This window comes from Flavihumibacter sp. (assembly GCF_036676075.1).
Classification (GTDB): domain Bacteria; phylum Bacteroidota; class Bacteroidia; order Chitinophagales; family Chitinophagaceae; genus Flavihumibacter.
Map to the genome: position 1 here is coordinate 450,605 of NZ_JAKFDQ010000006.1, position 24,948 is coordinate 475,552.

Annotated in this window: 19 protein-coding genes; 12 read left to right on the top strand and 7 right to left on the bottom strand. The window is 44.5% G+C overall.

What is annotated here, in order from left to right; translation table 11 throughout:
- Nucleotides 1-33: 33 nt before the first annotated feature.
- The 4 genes from V6M43_RS02000 (at nucleotide 34) to V6M43_RS02015 (ending at nucleotide 6,492) form a co-directional block, all read left to right on the top strand.
- On the top strand, nucleotides 34-2,796 hold the full coding sequence (locus V6M43_RS02000; protein ID WP_332732372.1) for a 2-oxoglutarate dehydrogenase E1 component: 2,763 nt from the start codon (nucleotides 34-36) through the stop codon (nucleotides 2,794-2,796).
- 71 nt (nucleotides 2,797-2,867) lie between these two features.
- Nucleotides 2,868-4,457: a 2-oxoglutarate dehydrogenase complex dihydrolipoyllysine-residue succinyltransferase gene (odhB, locus tag V6M43_RS02005; RefSeq protein WP_332732373.1), complete on the top strand. Its 1,590-nt coding sequence runs from the start codon at nucleotides 2,868-2,870 to the stop codon at nucleotides 4,455-4,457.
- A gap of 59 nt (nucleotides 4,458-4,516) precedes the next feature.
- Nucleotides 4,517-5,635: an Fmu (Sun) domain-containing protein gene (locus V6M43_RS02010; protein ID WP_332732374.1), complete on the top strand. Its 1,119-nt coding sequence runs from the start codon at nucleotides 4,517-4,519 to the stop codon at nucleotides 5,633-5,635.
- 134 nt (nucleotides 5,636-5,769) lie between these two features.
- On the top strand, nucleotides 5,770-6,492 hold the full coding sequence (locus V6M43_RS02015) for an alpha/beta hydrolase (RefSeq protein ID WP_332732375.1): 723 nt from the start codon (nucleotides 5,770-5,772) through the stop codon (nucleotides 6,490-6,492).
- On the opposite strand, the gene V6M43_RS02020 is transcribed toward V6M43_RS02015, so the two are convergent.
- The gene (locus V6M43_RS02020) at nucleotides 6,489-6,803 is read right to left on the bottom strand and encodes an MmcQ/YjbR family DNA-binding protein (RefSeq protein ID WP_332732376.1); all 315 of its coding nucleotides are present in this window, start codon (nucleotides 6,801-6,803) and stop codon (nucleotides 6,489-6,491) included. The genes V6M43_RS02015 and V6M43_RS02020 overlap by 4 nt on opposite strands.
- 152 nt (nucleotides 6,804-6,955) lie before the next feature.
- Here V6M43_RS02020 and V6M43_RS02025 point away from each other — a divergent pair, with 152 nt between their 5' ends.
- The 4 genes from V6M43_RS02025 (at nucleotide 6,956) to V6M43_RS02040 (ending at nucleotide 13,726) form a co-directional block, all read left to right on the top strand.
- Nucleotides 6,956-10,066 (top strand): SusC/RagA family TonB-linked outer membrane protein, encoded by a 3,111-nt coding sequence (locus tag V6M43_RS02025; protein ID WP_332732377.1) that lies wholly within the window; start codon nucleotides 6,956-6,958, stop codon nucleotides 10,064-10,066.
- A gap of 18 nt (nucleotides 10,067-10,084) precedes the next feature.
- Entirely contained in the window at nucleotides 10,085-11,539 is a 1,455-nt protein-coding gene (locus tag V6M43_RS02030; RefSeq protein WP_332732378.1) for a SusD/RagB family nutrient-binding outer membrane lipoprotein, read from the top strand.
- Nucleotides 11,540-11,565: 26 nt separating this feature from the next.
- Complete coding sequence (locus tag V6M43_RS02035) at nucleotides 11,566-12,840, top strand: alkaline phosphatase family protein (protein ID WP_332732379.1); 1,275 nt, start codon at nucleotides 11,566-11,568, stop codon at nucleotides 12,838-12,840.
- 109 nt (nucleotides 12,841-12,949) lie between these two features.
- The gene (locus V6M43_RS02040) at nucleotides 12,950-13,726 is read left to right on the top strand and encodes a hypothetical protein (protein WP_332732380.1); all 777 of its coding nucleotides are present in this window, start codon (nucleotides 12,950-12,952) and stop codon (nucleotides 13,724-13,726) included.
- A gap of 200 nt (nucleotides 13,727-13,926) precedes the next feature.
- Here the strand turns inward: V6M43_RS02040 and V6M43_RS02045 are convergent, their stop codons facing one another.
- From V6M43_RS02045 to V6M43_RS02055, 3 genes are all read right to left on the bottom strand, one after another.
- The gene (locus V6M43_RS02045; RefSeq protein ID WP_332732381.1) at nucleotides 13,927-14,700 is read right to left on the bottom strand and encodes a hypothetical protein; all 774 of its coding nucleotides are present in this window, start codon (nucleotides 14,698-14,700) and stop codon (nucleotides 13,927-13,929) included.
- A gap of 36 nt (nucleotides 14,701-14,736) precedes the next feature.
- Nucleotides 14,737-15,846 carry a tRNA 2-thiouridine(34) synthase MnmA gene (mnmA, locus tag V6M43_RS02050; protein WP_332732382.1) on the bottom strand — a complete coding sequence of 370 codons (1,110 nt, stop codon included), beginning with the start codon at nucleotides 15,844-15,846 and terminating at the stop codon, nucleotides 14,737-14,739.
- Nucleotides 15,847-15,914: 68 nt separating this feature from the next.
- Nucleotides 15,915-16,403, bottom strand: a complete 489-nt coding sequence (locus V6M43_RS02055) for a hypothetical protein (RefSeq protein WP_332732383.1) — start codon at nucleotides 16,401-16,403, stop codon at nucleotides 15,915-15,917.
- Nucleotides 16,404-16,469: 66 nt separating this feature from the next.
- Between V6M43_RS02055 and V6M43_RS02060 the strand changes: the two genes are divergently transcribed.
- The 4 genes from V6M43_RS02060 to V6M43_RS02075 all read left to right on the top strand — a co-directional run bounded on the left by V6M43_RS02060 (nucleotide 16,470) and on the right by V6M43_RS02075 (nucleotide 22,199).
- Nucleotides 16,470-19,037: a M14 metallopeptidase family protein gene (locus tag V6M43_RS02060; RefSeq protein WP_332732384.1), complete on the top strand. Its 2,568-nt coding sequence runs from the start codon at nucleotides 16,470-16,472 to the stop codon at nucleotides 19,035-19,037.
- Nucleotides 19,038-19,169: 132 nt separating this feature from the next.
- The gene (locus tag V6M43_RS02065; protein WP_332732385.1) at nucleotides 19,170-19,628 is read left to right on the top strand and encodes a single-stranded DNA-binding protein; all 459 of its coding nucleotides are present in this window, start codon (nucleotides 19,170-19,172) and stop codon (nucleotides 19,626-19,628) included.
- A gap of 65 nt (nucleotides 19,629-19,693) precedes the next feature.
- On the top strand, nucleotides 19,694-20,773 hold the full coding sequence (locus V6M43_RS02070; RefSeq protein WP_332732386.1) for an Ldh family oxidoreductase: 1,080 nt from the start codon (nucleotides 19,694-19,696) through the stop codon (nucleotides 20,771-20,773).
- A gap of 97 nt (nucleotides 20,774-20,870) precedes the next feature.
- Entirely contained in the window at nucleotides 20,871-22,199 is a 1,329-nt protein-coding gene (locus V6M43_RS02075; protein WP_332732387.1) for an aspartate kinase, read from the top strand.
- Between the two features lie 54 nt (nucleotides 22,200-22,253).
- Here the strand turns inward: V6M43_RS02075 and V6M43_RS02080 are convergent, their stop codons facing one another.
- From V6M43_RS02080 to queA, 3 genes are all read right to left on the bottom strand, one after another.
- The gene (locus tag V6M43_RS02080; protein WP_332732388.1) at nucleotides 22,254-22,745 is read right to left on the bottom strand and encodes a nuclear transport factor 2 family protein; all 492 of its coding nucleotides are present in this window, start codon (nucleotides 22,743-22,745) and stop codon (nucleotides 22,254-22,256) included.
- 25 nt (nucleotides 22,746-22,770) lie between these two features.
- The gene (locus tag V6M43_RS02085) at nucleotides 22,771-23,697 is read right to left on the bottom strand and encodes an alpha/beta hydrolase (protein ID WP_332732389.1); all 927 of its coding nucleotides are present in this window, start codon (nucleotides 23,695-23,697) and stop codon (nucleotides 22,771-22,773) included.
- A 149-nt stretch (nucleotides 23,698-23,846) separates the two neighbouring features.
- A complete protein-coding gene (gene queA, locus V6M43_RS02090; RefSeq protein ID WP_039131403.1) occupies nucleotides 23,847-24,896 on the bottom strand; it encodes a tRNA preQ1(34) S-adenosylmethionine ribosyltransferase-isomerase QueA in 1,050 nt (349 codons plus the stop codon).
- Nucleotides 24,897-24,948 lie beyond the last annotated feature (52 nt).

Below are 24,948 nucleotides of genomic sequence, written 5' to 3' on the forward strand. Positions count from 1 at the left end.
ATACCCAAAATAAGACCCAAAAGGGCTTCTCATATGAAGGATTTTTCGTTTATCACAAGTTCATCCCCGGCATATATAGAGTCTCTGTATCAGGATTTTGTAAAAGATCCCGGCAGTGTAGACCCGGAGTACCGTAAGTTTTTTGAAGGATTTGATTTTGCCATAAACGGTGATCTGCCAGCTGTCAGACCATCTTCTGATAATGGAACCACCGCATTGGCTGGCCTTCCGCCTGATTTTGATATTCAGAAGGAGATCAGCGCTTACAGGCTGATACTAGGATATCGCAACAAGGGGCACTTGGTTGCCAAAACCAATCCAATTCGCAAGCGCCGCGACCGGGGTGCAAACCTCGACCTGGCCTTTTTTGGCTTCACCGAAGCAGATCTCGACCGGAAATTTCATGCCGGCCATAGGGTGGGGCTCGGTACCACTGAACTCCGGAATATTCTGAATCATCTGCAGAATGCTTATGCCAGCCATGTTGGTATCGAGTTCAAATATATCAGTGATCAGACCAAAGTGGATTTCCTTACCAATGCCATGGAGAAGGAGTTCACCAAGGACCTGCCTCTGGAGAAAAGACGCCGGATTCTGGAGAAGTTAAACCAGGGAGTGATATTCGAGAAGTTTCTCCATACAAAATACATCGGGCAAAAAAGGTTTTCCCTTGAAGGTGGTGAAACAACTATTGCGGCACTGGATGCAATCATCAATACTGCGGGGTCAATGGGTGTTAAGGAAGTGGTGATCGGTATGGCACATCGCGGTCGCCTTAATATCCTTGCCAACATACTCGGCAAAACCTATGAACATATTTTCAGTGAATTTGAGGGAACGGCCGTTATGGACCAGACCATGGGAAGCGGCGATGTAAAATACCACATGGGGTATAGCTCTGATGTAAAAACAGATGAAGGCAAAACAGTTCACCTTAAACTCGCACCAAACCCCTCACATCTTGAAGCTGTTGATCCAGTAGTTGTGGGATTGGCGCGTGCGAAGGCAGACATTCTTTACAACAGTAATTATGACCAGATATTACCGATACTTATCCATGGAGATGCCTCTATAGCAGGACAGGGGATCGTATATGAGGTACTTCAGATGAGCAAGCTGGAAGGTTATTATACTGGTGGCACCATACATTTTGTTATCAATAACCAAATTGGATTTACTACCGATTTTGATGATGCACGCAGTTCTGATTACTGTACTTCTCTTGCTGCAACAGTTCAGGCTCCTGTACTCCACGTTAATGGGGATGACGCTGAAGCAGTAGTAAAATGCGTAGAGATCGCCACCCGATATCGCCAACAATTCAATTCCGATATTTTTATTGATATGGTTTGTTATCGTCGCCATGGTCATAATGAAGGTGATGATCCAAAGTTCACCCAGCCCGGACTCTATGCATTGATCGATAAGCACCAAAACCCACGTGAAGTGTATACGCACTTCCTGATGGAAGATGGAAATGAAAATGCCCGCGGATTAGCACAGGAAATGGAGAAAAAGTTCTGGGCTGATCTTCAGGAGCGGCTCGATGAAGTAAAACAGAATCCTCTTCCATATAAATATCAGCAGCCTGAATTGGCCTGGAAAAGCTTGCGTCGTGCTGTGGAAACAGATTTTGACAGGAGCCCTGATAGTACAGCAATTACTGTAGAGGCATTCGATAAATTATTTGATGCCATAATGCAATGGCCTGATGATTTTAAACCCCTTAAGAAAGTTGAAAAGATCATCCAGGATAAGGTGCGCTTATTCAGGGAGGAAGGAAAACTTGACTGGGCAACGGGTGAATTGATGGCCTATGCCAGCCTGTTGCTGGAGGGCCATGATGTGCGTATGAGTGGACAAGATGTTCGCAGAGGTACCTTTAGTCACAGGCATGCAGTATTACGCGATGAAGTGACCGATAAACCTTATAACAGGCTCAGTCGTATTGAAGGCACAACGGCACAGTTCCGCATTTTCAATTCATTGCTAAGTGAATATGGTGTACTTGGTTTTGAATACGGCTATGCTTTTGCCAGTCCAAATTCCCTTGTACTCTGGGAGGCACAGTTTGGAGATTTCTGTAATGGTGCCCAAACCATGATTGACCAGTTCATTGCTGCAGGTGAACAAAAATGGAATCGAATGAACGGTGTGGTAATGCTTTTACCCCACGGTTATGAAGGTCAGGGACCCGAGCATAGTTCGGCCCGTCTCGAGCGTTTCCTGCAAATGTGTGCAGAGCTGAATATGGTGATAACTAATATCACTACAGCAGCCAATTTCTTCCATGCGTTGCGTCGGCAAATCAAATGGCCCTTCCGCAAACCAATGATCAATTTCTCTCCAAAAGCAAACCTTCGCTTGCCTGATTCCTATTCTGAAAAGGCAGCCTTTACGAGCGGTCAGTTCCAGGAGGTGATTGATGATGTATTTGTTGGAGATGCAGCTTCCGTTAAGAAAGTATTATTCTGCAGTGGTAAGGTTTATTTTGACCTGGCAGCAAAGCAGCATAAAGATGGCGTAAAAGATGTAGCTATCATAAGAGTGGAACAATTATATCCACTCCCTCAAAAACAACTGGATAATCTTTACAGGAAATATAATAAAGCCACCTGGTTCTGGGTGCAGGAAGAACCACTCAATATGGGTGCTGCATCCTTCCTGAAAATGAACCTGGCAAATATTAATTTTGGAGTAATCAGTCGTCAGCCAAGTGCTTCTACTGCAACCGGATACATGAAGGTTCATACCCAGGAGCAGTCGGAGATCATTGAGACTGCATTTGGAATATGATGCTGCATATTTTTAGTGCAGACTAAAGAATTAAGAATAAACAATAAGCTCAAGTTCAATAACTGAAAAGTATGATCGATATCAAAGTTCCTACAGTAGGCGAATCCATCACTGAAGTGACCCTCGTAAAATGGCTAAAGCCTAATGGCTCTTATGTTCAACGTGACGAGGTCATTGCAGAACTTGAGAGTGAAAAAGCAACATTTGAACTCAATGCCGAACGTGCCGGAACATTGGTAACAAAGGCTGAGGAAGGTGATACCTTGAAAATTGGCGATCTCGTTGCTTCCATTGATGAATCGGCAGCTGCTCCGGCCGGATCAACTGAACCAGCCAAAGCTGAGGCTGCAGAACCCGCCAGCATTCAAAAGGATGAGACTGCCGAAAAAGTTCCTGTTAAAGATGGAGGGGAGCAGGCAAAGGCAGCAGGCAAGGGTGTTATTGAAATGAAGGTTCCTACAGTAGGAGAATCCATCACTGAAGTGACCCTTGTAAAGTGGTTAAAAAAAGAGGGAGATCTTGTACAGCGTGATGAAATATTATGTGAACTGGAAAGTGAGAAAGCAACCTTTGAATTGAATGCAGAAGAAGCTGGTCAGCTTAGTCCGGTTGCCAAAGAAGGTGATACCTTGAAAATAGGAGATGTTGTTGCTACAATTAATTCTGATGTTGCCGTGCCATCGGCTGCATCAGCGGAAACAGCGCCTGCATCTAAACCTGCTGAACCCAGTGCAAAGCCTTCTGCAGCCAATGCACCTGTTACCTCAATTCCGAATGACATTAAGGCAAGTCCTGTTGCGGCAGCAATTATCGCTGATAAAAAAGTTGATCCCAAATCAGTAAGCGCAAGTGGTTCTGGTGGTAAGATCATGAAGCAGGATGTAATGGAAGCGCTTAATAATCCAGGCCGCAAGCCCGGTGCTGAAATGTTCACACGTAATGAAAAGCGCGAGAAGATGAGTAACCTCCGCAAGACGGTTTCACGCCGGCTGGTGGAGGCAAAGAATACTACCGCCATGCTCACCACTTTTAATGAGGTGGATATGGGCCCTGTTATGGCAATACGCTCTAAGTACAAGGACAAGTTCAAAGAAACCCACGGTGTAAATCTTGGATTCATGAGTTTCTTTACAAAGGCAGTTTGTTATGCCTTGCAGGAATGGCCAGCAGTAAATGCATATATCGATGGCGATTCAATCATTTACCACGATTTCTGTGATATATCTATTGCAGTTTCCGCTCCAAAAGGGCTGGTAGTTCCTGTGATCCGTAATGCCGAAAGCCTTAGTATGGCAGGCATTGAAAAGAAAGTGGTGGAGCTTGCAACAAAAGCGCGCGACAATAAGCTCACCATGGAGGAGATGACCGGAGGTACATTCACAATCACCAATGGTGGTGTTTTCGGATCACTTATGAGTACACCAATAATCAATATACCACAATCAGCTATCCTGGGAATGCATAAGATTCAGGAAAGACCAATGGCTATAAATGGACAGGTAGTGGTGAAACAAATGATGTACCTGGCACTGAGTTATGATCACCGCATCATTGATGGTCGCGAATCCGTTGGTTTCCTTGTTCGTGTGAAAGAGTTGCTGGAAACTCCTGAACTACTTCTCTTTGGTAAGGACCCGGTTAAGACCTTGCTCGAAGTATAATGTTTGCAAGGGCACATCTAAATACAGCTATTCAGTTGCTGCACACCTACAAAGGCGAGATGCCTTTTGTACATTTCCTTAAGAACTATTTCAGTACAAATAAAAAACATGGCTCGCGCGATCGTAAACAGATCGCGCAGCTTTGTTATTGCTGGTTCCGGCTCGGCCATGCCTGCAGAGATATGGTAGCAGAAGAACGATTACTTCTGGCACTCTATCTTTGTTCTGATGAACCAAATCCTTTACTTGCAGCACTTCACGAAGAATATAATGAAAAAGCAAGCCTGCCCCTGAATGAGAAACTCTCATCCCTTCGGTTAAACATATTTCCTTGGACTGATATGCTAAGCGAAGGCATTGATGCTGAAGCTTTTTCAGCATCGCATCTCGTACAGCCAGATCTGTTTCTACGCATAAGACCCGGCTATAAAAAATCGATCATAAGGAAACTGGAACAACTTGCCATTCCCTTTAATATCGAATTTGAAAATACCCTCCGATTGCCAAACGGTTTTAAGGTTGAAGATCATTTTGAATTGAACAAAGAGGTGGTAGTTCAGGATCTCAATTCTCAGCGTATAGGTGAAATGATTGACCTCGTGGCAACAGACATTTTAAGTAAAGAGGATGCCGTGGTTTGGGATTGTTGTGCAGCAAGTGGTGGAAAAACAATGCTTGCCTTTGATCGTATGCCGGGAATGACTTTTACTGTCACAGATATACGCTCCTCAATCTTGCAGAACCTCTTTCAGCGCTTTAAGCAGGCCGGCATTTACTCCTACGATGGCTTTGTTGCTGACCTTTCACTTAGCTCCGCAAAACAGATCGGCGAGAAATATAACCTGCTGCCTTTACAGGATCTGATCATTGCGGATGTACCCTGTACAGGTAGTGGCACCTGGAGCCGTAATCCAGAACAACTATATTATTTTAATGCTTCCTCCATAAATGAATATAGCGCCCTGCAAAAAAAGATCATCTCTAATGCAATTCCTAAACTTCTGCCCGGCGGTTATTTCCTTTATATTACCTGCTCTGTTTTCCGAAATGAGAACGAAGAAAATGTTCAATTCCTTCAAGATAAATTTAACCTTGAACTGATCAGCTCGCGTACATTGAAAGGTTATGACCAAAAGGCTGATACAATGTTTTCCGCCTTGCTAAAGTCGCGTTTATAAATGTCATCAGTATATTCGTTCACAAACAAATAAACAAAGCCGTGAAATTATTTTGCTCGTTAATTATCTTTCTCCTTGCATTTAATTCCGGAAACTGCGCTATTGTTGATACCGTTATTACCTATAGCCCTTCCATGAAAAAGGAGATCAAGGCTGTTGTTATCCGTCCAAATAGTTATAACAGCATCAAGGAATTGCCGGTTGTTTACCTTCTTCATGGCTACAGCGACAATTACGCCGGCTGGATAACCAAGGCACCCGGATTTGAGAAGCTGGCAGATCAGTTTAACATGATGATCGTTTGCCCGGATGGTGGTTTCGGAAGCTGGTATTGGGATAGTAAAATTGATACCACTTTTAAATACGAAACCTATATATCGAATGAATTGGTTGAATGGATCGATGCTAAATACAAAACCATTAAAGATCGTAAAGGGCGTGCCATCACCGGACTTAGCATGGGTGGCCATGGTGCTCTTTATCTTGCAATACGCCACCAGTCTGTATTTGGTGCTGCAGGAAGTATGAGTGGCGGAGTGGATATCCGACCTTTTCCTCATAACTGGGATATGGCGAAAAGATTAGGTGAATATTCTCTTCAATCCGAACAGTGGGAGAAGCATACAGTGATAAATATGCTGCACCTTATTCCGCCAAAATCATTAAAACTCATAATTGATTGTGGTACCGGTGACTTTTTTTATGAGGTTAATGAAAACCTGCACCGCCAACTTTTATACCGTAATATTCCGCATGATTATATAGTGCGACCGGGTGTACACAATTGGCCTTACTGGCAACAGGCAGTTAAATACCAATTGCTGTTTATGCATGAATTCTTTAATGAAAGAAGTTAAGCACCTTTCAGCGTTTGCCAGGCTTTTTCCAAAGCGTCTTTCAGAAGCTCAGCATTTACTTTTTTCAGATCAATGATGGTCCATCCCTGTAGCCCCCATTTATTTGGCACCCGGTAGATCATTCCTTTATCAATTGCAACAAAAATGCTCTGGTCAATTTCATTGAGCTTAATGGTTACCACCTGCTGTTTTTCGTCCATGGTTGCATAGATCTTTTTTTTCAACCTGAAACTGGTCTTTTCAAAATGCGGCATTTCTATAGTGCCCTCTAGTGACAATGCAATTTTCCTTACTGTTTGTAAATTGACCATATGAATCCGTATTATAAAGTTGGGTATTTTATTGGTTTCATTCTTTTCATATCCTGTTTTTATTTATTGCTTGTTCATGTAAAGTTCTTCTTGCGTTAACATCTGCATAATCTGGGAATGTGAATTTCGTGCCTCGAAACTACACATAGCTTATGCGAATCATCTTAACCCGGGTGCTTTCTTTTTGCATCCTTATTATGTTATCTCACAACATCCTTGCTCAGGATATCCTGGTAAAAGGTTCCGTTACAGACAAAACAAATGGAAAAGCCATTCCAGGAGTTACAGTACAGCGATCTGCCTCAGGTCAAACTACTGTTTCGGATGAATCCGGACTCTTTTCAATTTTAGCAGCAGTGGGTGATGAACTGGTCTTCAGTTCCGTTGGCTTTGCCCGACAAACTATTAAAGTGAATGCTGCTGGCAATCTTGAAATCGTGATGGTGGCTGAATCTTCTGATATGCAGGAAGTGGTTGTTACTGCTCTTGGTATCAAGAAAGAAAAAGCAAGACTGGGCTATGCCGTACAGGATGTAAAGGGTGAAAACCTAGTGAAGGCGCGTGAGCCTAACGTGGTGAACTCACTCACAGGACGTGTTGCGGGCTTACAGATTAATAACTCCACCGACCTTTTCCAGGATGCGGGCCTTTCGCTTCGTGGGCGTAAACCCCTGATCGTTATCGATGGAATTCCTGATCAATCGGCCGACATGTGGAAGATCAACGCCGATGATGTGGAGAATATCAGTGTACTTAAAGGTCCCGCTGCATCAGCACTCTATGGCTCCATTGGCCAGAACGGCGCCATCATGATCAGCACAAAAAGAGGTAAAGGCAATCAGCTTAGCATTGAAGTCAATTCATCCATACTTGCTCAAACCGGGTTCATCCGCATCCCCGATGTACAAACAACCTATGGTAATGGTAATAAAGGGAAATATGCCTTCGTAGATGGAAGCGGCGGTGGAACAGAAGGTGGTGGATGGATATGGGGACCGAAACTTAACCAGCGCGACGCATCCACTCCCAGCGGATATTTCGAGACTACCCAGTTTGATAGTCCCGTTGATCCCGTTACCGGTGAAAGAATCCCTACGCCATTCCTTTCAAGGGGACAAGATAATGTTCGCAACTTCTTTGAAACAGGCCTTATTGTCAGCAACAATATCAGCATTACCAAAGCCTCAGATAATGGAAGTTTCAGGGCTTCTGCAGGACATATCTACCAAAATGGCGTAGTACCTAATACAAGCCTCAACAACACATCCTTTAGCCTTGCCGGTAATTATAAACTCACTTCCAAATTCAGCATCGATAGCCGCTTTACTTATAACCGCGAATACACCGATAATTTTCCGGAAACCGGGTATGGACCAACCAATTATCTATACAACCTTGTGCTATGGACCGGCCCCGATGTGGATGTTAGAAAGCTGCGCAATTACTGGGTACCCGGCAAGGAAGGCATCCAGCAGAACCATTACAATATTTCCTGGTACAATAACCCTTACTTCCAGGCTTATGAATACCTCCGCGGATATCATAAGGATAACTACTTTGGTGCCCTTGATCTCAACTATGATCTCTCTGAATCATTTAGCCTGAAACTCAGAAATGGCCTTAATGGTTATGCACTCAACAGGTCATATAAAGAGCCTAATAGTTATGTTGGTTATAGCAATATTTCGCGCGGCAATTTCAGCACTTCAACTGTAAACTATCTCGATATTATTTCTGATCTCATGCTTGCATATCGCAAAAGCCTTGGTGAGATCAATATAAACGCACAGGTAGGCGCATCCAATTACTATCGTAACCATCGGTACCAAACTGCAAGTACAGATGGACTAACGGTACCCGGCTTTTATAACCTTGCCAACTCTGCCAATCCCATCCAGGGCTCTAACGGTCTTGAGGAGAGGAGAACCAGCAGCCTATATGGATATGTTGACGTTGATTATAGAAATAGTTTTTACCTGACGCTTACAGGAAGGCAGGATAAGATCTCCACCCTCCCGGTTGGCAACAACAGTTATTTTTATCCTTCTCTGTCGGGGTCAGTGATACTTTCCAACCTGATCGACCTTCCTTCACAAATAAGCTACCTGAAAGCAAGAGGCTCATGGTCGCGGGTGAGCAGTGGTACACTTAATGACAATGAATATACCTATGGATTCCTGCAGGCATATGATAAAGGAACCAGCTGGAACAATACACCGGCATTGTCTTATGGCAGCGCACAGATCAATCCTGATATTAAACCGCAAACATCTGATAGTTGGGAAGCGGGCTTGGAGCTAAAACTATTCAACGGCCGACTTGGAATTGATGCCACTTATTACCAGAGTCGTGATTATAATAATATCGTTTCCATCCCTGTTTCTGAAACAAGCGGTTACACATCAAGGTTGGAGAATGGAAATGAATACAAGCGCAAAGGATTTGAGCTGATGATCAATGCAAACCCAGTTAAGAACAAAAATTTCCGATGGGATATTAATGCCAATCTCAGCAATTACCGCCGCTACCTAACCGCTATTTACGGTGGTGCAGAACAACTTAACAAGATAAGGGTAGGGGAAAGAGTGGACCGGATCTTCGACTGGAAATATGAAACGGATGGTGCCGGTAATGTGGTTTACAACAGTAATGGCTTCCCCAGATGGGATAATTTCACCAGGTATATTGGTGATGCAAATCCCGACCTGGTATATGGATTGGAGAACAGCTTTAACTATAAGAATTTCTCCTTCAAATTCCTTGTAGATGGAAGGATCGGTGGTTTGATGTATTCTACTACCAACCAGAAAATGTGGTGGGGTGGCACTCATCCTGGTACCGTCAACCAATACAGGGATGATGCTAATGAAGGGATCAGTTCTTGGATTGGGCAGGGTGTTGTGGTGACAGCCGGCGAAATAACTTATGATGAAGATGGAAATGTACTCAGTGACACCAGGAAGTTTGCCCCGAATACTAAAGGTGTCAATTATATCGATTATATGATCAGCACCAGTAACGCCATCGATAACAACTACCATAACTATTCACAGAGCTTTCTCAAACTACGTGAGGTATCACTAACCTGGCAACTCCCAACAAAATGGCTGGGTAATAAAATACAATCCGCCTCTGTATCAGCAGTGGGAAGAAACCTCTTCCTTGTTTCAGAACTTGAGAATGTAGATCCGGATCCGGGAAGCGATAACCTGCAAACTCCTTCCACCCGCAACATCGGGATAAACCTGAATGTTCGTTTCTGATTATAAAATAAGATCAAGATGAAAAAGATATATATAGCAATTTCAGCGATAGCCGTTTTTGGCTTCGCCTCCTGTAGCAAATATGAAGATTTCCAGGTTGACCCCAACCGAACTACCCAGGCAACTCCCGATCTCCTGCTTACTACTATTGAGCGATTAGCATTCAACGAGGTAAATACAGGTGCGGCCCTTGCCAGCAGGCAATTGGCATATACGGATGGTGTATCTGATCAGCAATATTATGGCTGGCAGCGTGGTAGCTTCAGTGATTACAGCAACCTTCGCCAGGTGCTGCGAATGGAAAAAGAAGCAGCACGTGTTGGTAAACCTGCATACCAGTCGGTCGCAAAATTCTTTCGTGCATATTTCGGTATCCAGCTTACCATGAGTTTTGGGGATATTCCATTTAGTGAAGCGCTGAAAGGCGATGAAGCTCAATACACAGCTAAATATGATAGCCAGGAATCTGTATTCCTGCAGGCTCTTGAGCTGCTTGAGCAGGCCAACAGCGAATTGGCAAATATTGAAGAGCCCATGCAGGGTGATGTTGTATATAATGGAAATATTATTAAATGGAGGAAGCTCATCAATAGCTACACACTACGGGTCCTCACTTACCTCTCGGCAAAAGAGTCGAATACGGCATTCAACCTTAAGCAACGTTTTGCTGCAATTGTAAATGACCCTTCGGCTTATCCGTTGTTTACGAGTAATGCTGACAATGCGCAACTAGTATTCCATGATATCCAGGGCAACAGGTACCCTCATTACAATGATAACTCCATGCAAACAGCATATTATATGGCTGAGAGTTTTGTGGATACGCTAAGGCATCTGGAAGACCCACGACTATTCCTTTTTGCGGCAAAGGCACCTATACATGCCGATCTTGAAGACGGAGACTTTAATGCTTATGGTGGGCTCAACGGAAGTGCTCCTATCACCGAGAATACTGAAAAAGTAGTTGCTGGCGAAGCATCAAAGATCAATCCACGGTATTATACTGATCCGGTGAATGAAGCATCAGTTGCTTTTGGTTATGCAGAACTGCAATTCATCCTTGCTGAAGCTGTTGTGCGTGGTTGGATAACTGGTAATGCAGATACCTATTATAGGGAAGGAATCCGCGCCAATATGATGTTCTATGAAATTGCTATGCCCACCATCGATGCATATCTTTCATCTCCCGATGTAGCATTACAAGCCGGCAACGAGATCAGCGACATTATGGTTCAGAAATATATTGCATCATTTATGCAGGGCGGATGGCAGCCGTTTTTCGAACAACGTCGTACAGGATATCCGCTATTTGACGTAAGTGGAGGAGGCGTGCTCAATGATGCAAAAATCCCCAAACGCTGGATGTACCCCGAGGCAGAACTACAATTAAACAGGACTTCTGTTAGTGAGGCTATTGAACGCCAGTTTCCAGGAGGTGACAATGTTAATAGTGAGATGTGGCTGCTTAAATAAAATCCATTATTTTCCACTCAATAATTATGAATAGAGAATTTGTATTTCGCAGCCATTGTTTATTGTTGCCGGCCTTCGTCCTGATGTCCTTTCATCTGAATGCACAAACAATAAAAAAGAAAGCCCTCTTCATTATCGCTGATGGCATCCCTGCCGATGTGCTGGAGAAGCTACCTACTCCTAATATCGACAAAGTGGCTGCTGCAGGAAGCTACCTGCGTGCATATGTGGGTGGCGAAACAGGTACCTACAATGAAACGCCCACCATTTCTGCAGTTAGTTACAATAGCATACTTACAGGAACCTGGGTGAATAAACATAATGTTTGGGGCAACTCTATAAAGGAACCGAATTATAATTACTGGAATATTTTCAGGTTCTATAAAGAATCTTTTCCAAAAGGCAGAACAGCTGTGTTCTCAAGCTGGACTGACAATCGCACTAAACTTATCGGAGAGAAACTACCAGAAGCCGGCGCACTTGTTCTTGATCATGTTGCAGACGGGTATGAACTGGATACAGTGCGCTTTCCTCAAGATGCAAACCGTGATTTTATGCACCTGATTGATGAAGAGGTTTCATTGCAGGCCGCAAAAACCATCCGTGAAAAATCGCCCGACCTTTCATGGGTCTACCTCGAATACACAGATGATATGGGGCATATGCATGGAGACGGAGAGGCATTTTATAATGCAGTAAAGAAATTAGATGTACAGGTGGGCAGGATATGGGATGCTATTCAATACAGGCAAAAGCAGTTCAGGGAAGACTGGCTTATCATTATTACCACAGATCATGGCCGAAGCGAGAATAATGGAAAGGATCATGGTGGACAAACACCCCGGCAAAAGAGTGGATGGATAGTGTTGAATAAACCAGCTATCAATGCGCACGCACGATACTACCAGGCATCCATAACCGATATTATGCCTACAATTGCCCGGCACATGAATGTCAAACCGGCAGCACTCCGTTTGCGTGAGCTTGATGGATTACCACTGCTTGGTGAGATTTCTGTTGGTGATCTCCGGGTTAATTATTTCCAGGATCAGCTTGATATCAGTTGGAAAGCTCTGGGAGCAAAGGAAGATCTCAGGGTTTATATAACTGCAACCAACGAATTCAAAAAAGGAGGGGAGGATAATTACAAACTGGTTGGTACAGTATCCTCCCAAAAACAAGGTCTGCTTATTCCGGTAAAAGATTTACCGGGGGGATTTTATAAAGTTGTTGTAGAAGGCAGGCACAATTCTGTAAACCGTTGGTTCACCAGTACGGGAAAAAACCCTGATAAGGGGTAAAAGTGGAAAACTGCATTATTCCTGTTGATAATTTTATCAGGTACTGTTCACAATAAAAAAATCATGGTGGTACATATCTGTCCGCCATGATTTTGTTCGTTAAAGTAATATGGTAACTGATAATGCCCCTTTACCCAGTTTTTCTTTTATTGGATTGAACACCACGCATACCTGCGCCTTGTTTTTTCCATCTCCGGTTCTGGCATGGCAGCAGAGTTCAGAGGAACTAATATCGTGCACGGCATCAGCCGGAAACAAGTTATTATTAGTGAAGGCTGGAAAGGAACAATTCAGGCAAACCATTTTACAGGTACATACCGAGGATGGAAGTCATTACAATCTGGTTACACGATATACAGGCGAAATTTCCAGGTCATTTTATGTGATGAATAGTTTATACGGTCAAACTTCAGGTTTTCATTCAGATAAGGCTGCTACACAATCCAGGATCAGGAGGAATTACTTACCGGTTCCCGGTTTGATGGCCGGACAACAACTTAAACTTGAATTAGCCGGATCCTATATATTTCAGGATAAGGTTTTTTACCAGCTTGATCTGTACAATTACAGCACAGAAATGCTTGATCCCTTTGAAGTGAAAGCATACTATCGCAAATCAGGATGGTCTCTCTGGCCCGATCATAAGGAGGAGACGGATGAGCCGGTGCTTAATGGAAGAAATGATTTTTACCTCGAGCCCTATTCATCACGCCACCTGGTACTGGAAATTAACAGGCCGGCATGGCACCGTGGGCATGAGCTTGTTATTGAGGCCACCTCCCTTTCGGGGAAGCTGCTTTATAGCCTTGTGATTCCACACCTTGAGATGGCAGACAATATAATCAGTAAAGACCAGCAGTCAAAACCGGCATTCGCCTTTTCATAATGTGGGACAGAATTTTGGGTGGAAAATTTGGTCTGCAAGCTTAATCCTAGTCTAATAGTTGTCTAATCCTTGTCTAATCCTAGTCTCATTGATGTGTGAACCCCAGTAAAATAAGGGGTTCCAGCTTGTTTTATACATGTTTGACACATGGATTAAGCAGTTTTCAGCCCTTTACAGCTCCCATTTTCTTAAAATTTTGATTATTTCCAGCTTAAGACCTGCATACGAATACCGCCTCCTTCCTTTAATCCGTTAGGATATTCATTCCCGGTTGTGGCGGGGGATTGGAAATCCCAATAGATCAATTCCTTATAAACGAGACCAATGCCTTTTGCATAGATCTCCTTACTAAATACCCGGTATCCATTCTGGGAAGGATCTAGCGGTCCAAGGCCGGCAGAATTCAATTCATCATCCTGTTGCTGAACGGTAATGGTATTTGGGATCACCTGCTCAAAGCTGGTATGGGAAGCGTCAATGTCCTGATACCTGTAAGTCCAGTTATAGAGATATGCAAGTTCTTCGCCGGGAACGGCATTGATATAACTATTTCCCTTCCATTCTTTCCCATCCCTTATGGGGGCTATAAGTTTTTGAAAACGAAGGTTATTTTCAATTACTTCAACAACTGAAAGAGTAGGAGTGATCATGTAAGTATCAGATACCTGCCATGCGCTCTCACTGGAACTTCCGAGTGGTCGCAGTGAACGGAATACTCTCCAGCTTTTCCTTCCGAGATTGTCAGTGATCTCAGCATCAACCACATCTCTGGCTTCATAGGAACGAACAATGAATGAAGTGTCCTGGAATGGTGCTTTTATGATAGAATCAAGCTGGTAATTGACCTGACTGCCGGGGGCCAGGTTAAAATAATCGGTGAGAAGTGCTTCATCGGGTGTATCGGTTTCTTTACCGCAGGACACTATTCCTCCAATTGCTGCCAGTATTAAGATGGATCCTACCAGTTTTCTCATAGCGAATCAACGATTTTCAATAAGGTTTATTGTTGATCAAATGAAGGGTACCTGTTGCCGTTGGATGATACCACCGCCAATAACGTCATCCCCCTCATAGAATACCGCACTCTGGCCCGGTGCCACTCCTTTTACATTTTCGTAGAAGTGCACTCGCACACCATTTTCATGTTCGTGTAAGGTAGATAATGTTCCTTTATCCTTATATCTGATCTTAGTTGTTGCCTCCATTCCTTCTGAAATACCGTCATATTTCATCCAATTTATGCGGCTTACAATAGCCTCAGAACGGTTGAGATCTTCTTCATCACCCAGCACTACTGTATTGCTTTCAGGTATTATCTCCGTTACAAATACCGGTTTGCCGAGTGCAATGTCAAGCCCCTTCCTTTGCCCGATAGTATAAAACGGATAACCTTTGTGCTTACCCAGCATCTTGCCATGTTTGTCTACAAACGCGCCACCCATTACACGATCCTCCAGCCCCTCCACTTTCTTCTTCAGGAATCCGCGGTAGTCATTATCGGGAACGAAACAGATCTCATAACTCTCGGCTTTTTTCGCCAGTTCGGGATAACCATAGTCGTGTGCCATTTGACGGATCTCCGACTTTCGGTATCCGCCCAGTGGCAGCATGGTTCTGCTTAGCAGGTCTTGTTCCAGCCCCCATAAAACATAACTCTGGTCCTTGGTTTCATCAACACCTTTGCTAACGAACCAACGGCCATTTGAATGCTGTTTGATTATGCCATAATGACCCGTGGCGATGAACTCACAATCAAGTGCATCAGCCCTTTTCAGGAGTGCCCTCCACTTGATATGGGTGTTACACATCACGCAGGGGTTGGGGGTGCGCCCGGCAAGATATTCATCCACAAAATTCTCAATAACAAAGTCACCGAATTCTTCGCGGATATCCAGTACGAAATGCGGAAAGCCATGCTGCACCGCCGCCATACGGGCGTCATTGAAGGAATCGAGATTACAGCAGCCTGTTTCTTTTTTGCTGCTACCCGCGGTGGCATAATCCCAGGTTTTCATAGTGATGCCCACCACTTCGTAACCCTGCTCATGAAGCATCAGGGCTGTGACGGTGGAATCAATTCCACCACTCATCGCTACCAGCACTTTACCTTTTCGGCTCATACACTTGAAATTGAGGTGCAAATGTACGAATATTTCAATCGGATACTTGTATATGCAAGTATAATACTCTATTGGCAGAGCTGGATGGTTGTGGCATTTTCAGAACTCATAAGGATGCGGTTCACCTTACCCGCGGTATAATAGAGAATAAGAATGCCATAGGCAGTCTGGAAGGCCTCCCAATTATCGTCTTTGAGTTGCGGGCTGCCAAGCAGGGGGAAGAGTTTTGTTCGGCTGGCACCAAGGAGGGGAATACTCATTTTACCCTTGAATTTTGAGCCTATCTCGATGATGTTGCGTTGGGTATAGAACACAATATCCTGGCCTTTAAAGCTGATAGAGCCGCCACATTTAGCAGCTGCACCTTCTTCTTCGTAACCTGAGGAGCAGGGTAGTTTCTGTTGGATCTCGCCCGGGGTGTGGTTTGGTTTCACTGTATTAACGGTGCCATTCAGGATGTCAACGTAAAAAGGGTCACATTCGGCTTTAACTTTTAATTGCGCATTGGTAGACAATGCTATTATCAAACAGAAACAGGGCAGCAGGATCTTTTTCATATGGGCTTATTTAAAGATTATGAGCAAAATCCTTGCTAAATTCATTCCTACACACAAAACATGCTCATGAGAATCGTTTTTACCCTGTTCTGCATTATTGCTATTATTTTGTCCCTACAATCCCAGGACCTCTCATATTACCTTCCAGCGGGAACCAGCTACAGTCCTAAAGTGCCTACTCCCGAATCAATTATTGGACATAAGGTGGGCGAATGGCATGTGACCCATGACCGGCTAGTGAATTATATGCGGGCTGTGGCGGCGGCGGCACCTGAAAGGGTGAAGCTTGTTCAGACCGGACTCACCTATGAAGCCCGGCCTCAATTACTGCTTATAATTACATCGCGGGCTAACCACCAGCGTTTGGAAGAAATCCGTACTGAACACCTGAAACTATCAGATCCCCGGTTTAAAGGCAGCCTTGACCTCAACCGGATGCCGGCTGTAGTATGGCAGGGATTTTCCATTCATGGCAATGAGCCGAGCGGTGCCAATGCAGCACTGCTGGGGGCATACCATCTGGCTGCCGCAGAAGGGCCGGCAATGGATTCATTGCTAAATGACGTGGTTATACTTCTTGATCCCTCTTTCAATCCTGATGGACTCAACCGGTTTGCTACCTGGGCCAATATGCATAAAAGTAATAGTCCGGTTACCGATCCGGCATCCCGCGAATTCAATGAAGTATGGCCCGGCGGCAGGTTCAATCATTACTGGTTTGACCTGAACCGCGACTGGCTTCCCGCACAGCATGTGGAAAGTAAAAACCGGCTGAAATGGTATCAGGACTGGCGTCCGAATATTCTTACCGACCACCATGAGATGGGAAGTGATGCTACATTTTTCTTCCAGCCCGGTGAACCCAGCAGGGTTAATCCTTTAACGCCGTTAAAGAACCAGCAGCTAACACGGAAGGTGGCCGAATTCCATGCCAGGCAGCTCGATAAGATCGGTTCGTTGTATTATACCAGTGAAGGCTATGATGATTTTTATTATGGAAAGGGAAGCACCTATCCGGATGCCCAGGGTTGTATCGGGATATTGTTTGAACAGGCATCTTCGCGTGGGCATCTGCGTGAAACATCTAATGGCCTGCTGAGTTTTCCTTTCACAATCCGTAACCAGTTCACAACTGTTCTAAGTACACTCGAAGCAGCGAAAAGTATGCGGCCTGAACTACTTCAATACCAACGCGATTTTTACAGCCAGATGGCTGCAGAGGCTGCTGCGGCCCGCACAAAGGCATATGTTTTTGGCGGCAATGATGGTGTACGTACAGCTCTCTTTATGGAAATGATGATGCAGCATAATATCGAGATCCATGAGTTGAAAACAGATTTGGTTTCTGGTTCACAACGCTTTCAGAAAGGAAAGGCCTATGTGGTGCCAGCGGCGCAACCTCAGTATAAACTGGTGCAAACTTTTTTCGAAAAAACGCTTGAATACAAAGACAGTATTTTTTATGATATCACCGCATGGACAATGCCCCTTGCCATGGGTATTCCTTATGCGGAATTGGCAAAGCTGCCTGTTGAAACCGGGGATAAGGTTACAGAGTTGAAGTATCCGCATGGATTGGTGATTGGTGGGAAGGCAGAGTATGCATATGCATTTTCATGGGATGCATTATATGCCCCACGCATGCTACATGCATTACAACAGCAGGGCGTGTTGGCAAAAGTAGCAGGCAATGTATTTGAGAGTACCGTTAATGGACAGCCGAAAAAATTTGATTATGGAACTATCCTTGTTCCATTACAATCTCAATCAGTTGGTGCAGCTAAGGTGCATGCACTTATGCAGGAGTTATCAATGCAAAATCATTTGGATGTTTATGCTATAAATGGTGGATTGTCAATTTCCGGATCCGACCTTGGAAGTGGTAAGATGATAACCATCAGAAAACCCTCTGTGGCGATGTTAGTTGGTACCGGGGTCAGTGCCCTGGATGCGGGTGAAGTGTGGCATCTTCTCGATCAGCGTTTCAATATGCCACCTGTGATGCTAGAGGCCGCAACTTTTGATCGCGCAGAGCTTAATAAGTACAATGTGATTGTTGTTGTTGCCGGTACTTATAATAGTTTCAATAAGGAAAAATTACAGTCGTGGGTGCAAGCCGGCGGAACATTGATCCTGATGGAAACTGCTATCAGTTGGGCCAAACAGGCTGGATTGGTAAACCTCAGTTTAAGGCGTCAGAGACCTGCCGTTGATTCAGGTAAGGTGCTTCCTTATGTGAGTCGCCCTTATGTAGAACGCGCACAGCAATTAAGTGGTGCCATTCTGGAGGGCAAGCTCGATCTGACACATCCTTTGGGTTATGGTTACAGCGATTCGAAGATCTCCTTATTCAAGCAGAATGAGGTGTTTATGGAGAAACCAAAAAATCCCTTTGCAGCGCCCATTATTTATGGCGATAACCCTTTGCAGAGTGGCTTTGTGACCAGGCAAAATCTGGAAGGCATTAAAAATACGGCGGCGGTAATTGTGCAGACAATGGGATCGGGACGGATCATCAGTATGGGCGAAAATCCCAATTTCCGCGCCTACTGGCTTGGCGGCACCAGGTTGTTTATGAACAGTATTTTCTTTGGAAACCTTATTGATGCGGGATCGGCCCGGGCAGAGGATTAATCATTATTCATTAGAGGGGTTATCCCCACCCTGGGCGAGTTTTCAACAAGGGTTAAAAAACGGTACCGCAGATGCCTCGAGGGGTGTATATTGCCTGCATAATTTTTATTTACGTAGCTAAATTTTAAGTGTATGATCAAACTTCAGGTAATCGGTAATCTCGGTCGGGATTGCGTGACCAACAATGTGAATGGGAAGACAGTGATGAATTTTACGGTGGCACATACCGAAAGGTATCGCGACGCACAGGGAAACCAGCAGGAACGCACCATCTGGGTGGATTGCGCATACTGGTCTGATCGCACTGCAGTTGCACCTTACCTGAAAAAGGGAACGCAGGTGTATGTGGAAGGGGCACCGGAAGTTCGGACCTATGCAAAAAATGATGGATCCACAGGGGCTTCCCTCTCGCTGCGTGTTCAAAATGTGCAGCTATTAGGTCAGAAGCAGGAGAACCAGGGAGGATTTCAACCACAAACTTCCGGCGGTTACCAACAGGCCGGACCAGCGGGTAATCCAATTCAACAACCTTCTGGTTTGCAGCAGGCTCCGGTAGCGATGGGTGATCCAGGTGATGATCTTCCCTTCTAAGAACTAATTATTACAACTTTTATAAGCTCCCTCCGGGAGCTTTTTTTATTTCGTTTCTTTGCGCCATGGCCGAAACAAATTATTCCTACGATCAACTTGCAAACTTTACACAAAATATTTTCCTCGCAATTGGATGCTCACCTGATGATGCCCAAACAGCAACCAGGGTATTGTTAAGTGCTGACCTTCGTGGAATCGATTCTCACGGTATCGCCCGATTGAGCGGGTACGTTCGCCTTTGGGAAGCGGGCAGGGTGAATGCCAGGCCCATTCTGAAGATTTTGCATGAAACACCCTCAACTGCTGTAGTTGACGGCGACAGTGGGCTGGGTTTGGTAGTGGCTCCCTATGCTATGCAGGTAGCAATTGATAAAGCAAAAAATGTTGGAACTGGATGGGTTAGTGTTCAGAACAGTAATCATTTTGGTATTGCGGGATGGCATTCCATGATGGCCCTTAAAGAGGATATGATAGGAATTAGCATGACCAATGCAAGCGCTCTTGTAGCACCAACTTTTTCAACGGAAAGATTACTAGGGACCAACCCTATTTGTGTGGCGATTCCTGGAGGGGAAGAGCCCGCTTTTGTTGCAGACATGGCAACCACTACAGCGGCAAATGGAAAGCTGGAAATCTTACAGCGAAAAGGGGAAGCAGCACCCGTGGGTTGGATCCAGGATTCAGAAGGCAGATCCACCACAGATTCACACGCATTAAAGCAGGGCGGCGCATTGCTGCCTTTGGGTGGTGACCGCGAGCATGGAAGCCATAAAGGATATGCATTGGGAGCAATCGTGGATATATTTTCTGCTGTACTGAGTGGCGCTAATTATGGGCCATGGGTGCCTCCATTTCCTGCCTATGTTCCAATGCCAACCGGTATGCCCGGAAAAGGAATTGGGCATTTTTTTGGAGCCATGCGGCTAGATGCCTTTCGTCCTGCAGCAGATTTCAAAGCAGACATGGATAACTGGATCCGAAGATTTCGTTCTGCCCGAACGGTAGAAGGTGCTGAATCTGTTTTGGTACCAGGTGATCCGGAAAGAAAATTGGAGGCTGAACGCAAATTGGGTGGTATCCCCCTTTTGGATGTAGTGGTGGCAGACCTGCAAACGCTTGCGCAAAGATTTTCCATTCCATTCTGATGATGTAAATTCGCCCCGCTTGCTATGATGGAATAAATGAATCTTTAACCGGATTCGGTGAAGTCGGTTTAATCGGCTGAACCAATCCACACAAATCATGAAACAGATGAAAGTTATGAAGTTCGGTGGCACATCCGTGGGCAAGCCGGAACGCATGCACCAGGTAGCGCAGCTCATTACTAGTGACAGTGAGCCTAAGATCGTAGTATTAAGTGCACTCAGTGGCACAACAAATACGCTTGTTTCAATTGGGGAGGCATTGCTCAAAGGTGATAAGGATGCCGCTAATGCTATTATCGAAAAGCTGGACATTCACTACCAGCAATTCATCAATGAACTTCTTACTAATGATGTATATCGGCAGAAGGCTCGTAACATCATCGCCGAACATTTTGAATTTCTGAACATAATCACCAGAATATCTTTTAATGAAGCACTTAATAAAGATATACTTGCGCAGGGTGAGTTAATGAGTACTAAGTTATTTTCAGTTTCACTTGAAGAAAAAGGGATAAAGCATCTGCTCCTTCCTGCGCTGGATTTCATGAGTATTGATGCTAACGATGAGCCCCAGGTTAATGCCATTAGAGCGAAACTAATGCCTATTCTTCGTTCACATGAGGATACCAAACTCTTTATCACCCAAGGCTATATTTGCCGCAATGCAAGGGGTGAAGTAGATAACTTAAAGAGAGGAGGCAGTGATTATACAGCTTCGTTGATTGCAGCTGCAGCCAATTGTAGCGTTTGTGAGATATGGACAGATATTGATGGCATGCATAATAATGATCCGCGTGTTGTGAATAAGACAATGCCTATTGAGCAACTCAGCTTTGAGGAAGCGGCCGAGCTCGCGTACTTCGGTGCTAAAATTCTACATCCCACCTGTATTTGGCCAGCGCAGCAGGAAAAGGTTCCGGTAAAGCTGCTGAATACTATGCAGCCTGAGGCGGCAGGAACAACAATCATGCAGGAGGCCGGGTCAGTTGGTGTGAAAGCGATTGCAGCGAAGGATGGTATCATTGCAATTAAGATCAAGAGTAGCCGCATGTTACTGGCTTATGGATTTCTGCGGAAGATATTTGAAGTGTTTGAAAAATACCGCACTCCCATCGATATGATCACTACCTCAGAAGTGGCTGTTTCTGTTACCATTGATAATGCCAGTTTCCTGAAAGAGATCGTGAAAGAACTCGAGCCTTTTGGAACGGTTGAAGTTGATCTTGACCAAACCATTGTTTCCATAGTTGGTAACGACATAGCACAAACGCAGGATATACTCAGCAAACTATTTGAATCGCTGAAGCCTGTGCCTGTTAGAATGGTGAGTTATGGAGGCAGTAAACATAATGTTTCCCTGCTTATTCCCTCAGCCCATAAGCAGCAGACGCTTCAATTACTAAATACAGGTTTGTTCGGTTTGTAGGTTAGGTGTCTGACACATGTCTGATAGATGTTCGAACATATGTTCGGACATCTTCTAGTGATCATAACTAACTACCCGCGTAACTTTCCATTTACCATCTTTCAGTTGCCAGATCATTATATTCTTGAATGTGCCGCAATCATCCTTCCCGTTTTCCTTATGGCAAAAACGATGGAGGTTTGTTTGAACAGCTCCGTAGTTGTTAATGGGATATACTTCGAGACTTCCCGGAACCATTTGGCGATGGAGTCCGGTATTTCGGTTATTATTAAACAGAAGGGTTAATTTCTCCCTGGTGACTTTATAATCATCCAATCCCCCTTTATCGTGATAAAATTCGAGATCTTCTGAGAAAAAACTCATTGCCGATTCCAGATCCTTTGCGTTGAAGGCGGCAAAAAACAGGCTGTCGAGTTTTGCAATTGTATCATATAATTCCTTGTTGACAGGTTTATATATACTTGTATTTTGCAAGTCGTTTTGGGCCATTGCCAAAACCGGGAATAATAATAAGAGTAGTATACTTTTCATAAGCGTCTGACACATGTCCTGACATATGTCAGACGCATAGTTAACGCTTTTTGAGGATCAGGTCCATACCGAACATCCATTGTTTTACGTACTTCATCCATTCTACATCAGAAGTGCTATTCTTTAAGCCAAAACCATGGCCTCCATTATCATAGAGATAAATATCATTTTTGACCTTGAATTTATCCATGGCCTCCTTGAATCTGAGACTATTATCAACTTTAACAGCCTTATCGTCACGCGCATGCATCAGGAAAACCGGAGGAGTTTTTTTATCAACCTGCTCTTCTGCAGAATAGTAGCGGAGTTGAGAAGCAGTAGGTTCCTTGCCAATAAGTTGCTCCCGGCTACCTTTATGCGCTAATTCTTCAGAAAAGCTGATCACCGGATAGGCTAGAATAGCAAAATCGGGGCGTAATGAAGTGCCAAGAGGGTTAGTTATTTTAGGATCATCATAATGAACTGTAGCCATCGCTGCGAGGTGGCCGCCAGCGCTGAAACCCATTATACCTACCTGCCTGGGATTCAATTGCCACAGTTTCGCTTTCTCCCGAACAAACTGAATAGCGCGTTGCGCATCCTGGAGCGGTCCGATGGTTTTATCATCCATCGTGGCATCATCCGGAATCCGGTATTTTAATACGAATGCGGTAACGCCCCAATCATTAAAAAGCTTTGCAACCGCGCTTCCTTCATGATCATCCGCAAGTATCCTGTAGCCACCACCCGGACAAATAATGACTGCTGTTCCGTTGGCTTTATCAGCCGCGGGAAGGTAAACTGTAAGGGTTGGGCGACTTACCTTATAAGTCCTGAGGATTCCGTCACCTGCACGTTCAGAACGCTCCTCATTGGATGAGGGCTTACTATTTGGGATAGAATCCCCATCATAGAGTGGAAGCACTTCCTGCGCATTCGTATTCAACATTAGGGTCAGTATCATAACTGCGAGCAATATCTGTTTCATAGAGATGAAATTAACTATCCTGCACAAGTTTATGGAAAGATGCTTAAATCTTTAACATTCGTCTGACGAATGTCGCGACAGGCGTCAGACAGGTGTAAAAAAAATACTGCCTGAATGGGCAGTATTTTGTTCGAACATGTGTCAGACACCTAGATGACCAGCATCGCGTCCCCATAGCTGAAGAAACGGTACTTATCCTTGATGGCTTTTTTGTATGCTTCCATTGCAAGATCATATCCTGCGAATGCGCAGGTCATGATCAGCAGGCTGGTCTTTGGCAGGTGAAAATTCGTAACAAGGGCATCGGCAATATTGAATTCATATGGAGGATGAATAAAATGGTTTGTCCAGCCCTCAGAAGGCTTCAGCAGCTTCTCCGCGGTAAAAGAAGACTCTATAGCACGCATCGTGGTTGTTCCTATAGAACAGATGCGGTGATTAGTGGTTTTGGCTTTGTTAACGATCTGGCAGGCAGTGTCCTCAATGCGATAATATTCTGCATCCATCTTATGCTTGCTGAGATCTTCAACTTCAATTGGACGGAAAGTTCCAAGACCGGTATGAAGGGTTACCTCGGCAAAACGGATGCCTTTGATCTCCAGTCGTTTGATCAACTCCCGGCTAAAATGCAATCCGGCAGTGGGGGCTGCAACGGCGCCTTCGTGTTTCGCATATACAGTCTGGTAGCGCTCTTTATCATCCTCATCAGGCTTACGCTTGATATATTTCGGTAATGGCGTTTCACCCAGGAATTCCAGCATCTGGCGGAACTCATCATCGGTGCCATCCCAGAGAAAACGAATTGTACGTCCGCGTGATGTGGTATTGTCTATCACTTCTGCAACCATCTCATCATTTTCACCAAAATAGAGTTTGTTACCAACACGGATTTTACGGGCAGGATCAACGATAACATCCCATAGGCGGTTGGGTTTGTTCAACTCGCGTAGAAGAAATACCTCGATTTTGGCACCGGTTTTTTCCTTACGGCCATACATACGCGCAGGGAACACTTTTGTGTTGTTCACTACAAATACATCTTTGTCGTCAAAATACTCGAGGATGTCGCGAAAATGCTTGTTGTCGATATTGCCGGTCTTGCGGTTAACAACCATCATACGGCTGTCTTCTCTTTTTTTCGCAGGGTGCTGGGCAATAAGATTCAGGGGGAGATCGAACTTAAACTGTGATAGCTTCATGTATAAAATGGTTTATTACAACCATCAGCCACACGACACAAACCGGGAGAAC

Bases quoted from the DNA above. Each gene is read 5' to 3' on its own strand.
- V6M43_RS02000 (WP_332732372.1), top strand. From the start codon at position 34: ATGAAGGATTTTTCGTTTATCACAAGTTCATCCCCGGCATATATAGAG.
- odhB (WP_332732373.1), top strand. From the start codon at position 2,868: ATGATCGATATCAAAGTTCCTACAGTAGGCGAATCCATCACTGAAGTG.
- V6M43_RS02010 (WP_332732374.1), top strand. From the start codon at position 4,517: ATGCCTTTTGTACATTTCCTTAAGAACTATTTCAGTACAAATAAAAAA.
- V6M43_RS02015 (WP_332732375.1), top strand. From the start codon at position 5,770: ATGAAAAAGGAGATCAAGGCTGTTGTTATCCGTCCAAATAGTTATAAC.
- V6M43_RS02020 (WP_332732376.1), bottom strand. From the start codon at position 6,803: ATGGTCAATTTACAAACAGTAAGGAAAATTGCATTGTCACTAGAGGGC.
- V6M43_RS02025 (WP_332732377.1), top strand. From the start codon at position 6,956: ATGCGAATCATCTTAACCCGGGTGCTTTCTTTTTGCATCCTTATTATG.
- V6M43_RS02030 (WP_332732378.1), top strand. From the start codon at position 10,085: ATGAAAAAGATATATATAGCAATTTCAGCGATAGCCGTTTTTGGCTTC.
- V6M43_RS02035 (WP_332732379.1), top strand. From the start codon at position 11,566: ATGAATAGAGAATTTGTATTTCGCAGCCATTGTTTATTGTTGCCGGCC.
- V6M43_RS02040 (WP_332732380.1), top strand. From the start codon at position 12,950: ATGGTAACTGATAATGCCCCTTTACCCAGTTTTTCTTTTATTGGATTG.
- V6M43_RS02045 (WP_332732381.1), bottom strand. From the start codon at position 14,700: ATGAGAAAACTGGTAGGATCCATCTTAATACTGGCAGCAATTGGAGGA.
- mnmA (WP_332732382.1), bottom strand. From the start codon at position 15,846: ATGAGCCGAAAAGGTAAAGTGCTGGTAGCGATGAGTGGTGGAATTGAT.
- V6M43_RS02055 (WP_332732383.1), bottom strand. From the start codon at position 16,403: ATGAAAAAGATCCTGCTGCCCTGTTTCTGTTTGATAATAGCATTGTCT.
- V6M43_RS02060 (WP_332732384.1), top strand. From the start codon at position 16,470: ATGAGAATCGTTTTTACCCTGTTCTGCATTATTGCTATTATTTTGTCC.
- V6M43_RS02065 (WP_332732385.1), top strand. From the start codon at position 19,170: ATGATCAAACTTCAGGTAATCGGTAATCTCGGTCGGGATTGCGTGACC.
- V6M43_RS02070 (WP_332732386.1), top strand. From the start codon at position 19,694: ATGGCCGAAACAAATTATTCCTACGATCAACTTGCAAACTTTACACAA.
- V6M43_RS02075 (WP_332732387.1), top strand. From the start codon at position 20,871: ATGAAACAGATGAAAGTTATGAAGTTCGGTGGCACATCCGTGGGCAAG.
- V6M43_RS02080 (WP_332732388.1), bottom strand. From the start codon at position 22,745: ATGTGTCAGACGCTTATGAAAAGTATACTACTCTTATTATTATTCCCG.
- V6M43_RS02085 (WP_332732389.1), bottom strand. From the start codon at position 23,697: ATGAAACAGATATTGCTCGCAGTTATGATACTGACCCTAATGTTGAAT.
- queA (WP_039131403.1), bottom strand. From the start codon at position 24,896: ATGAAGCTATCACAGTTTAAGTTCGATCTCCCCCTGAATCTTATTGCC.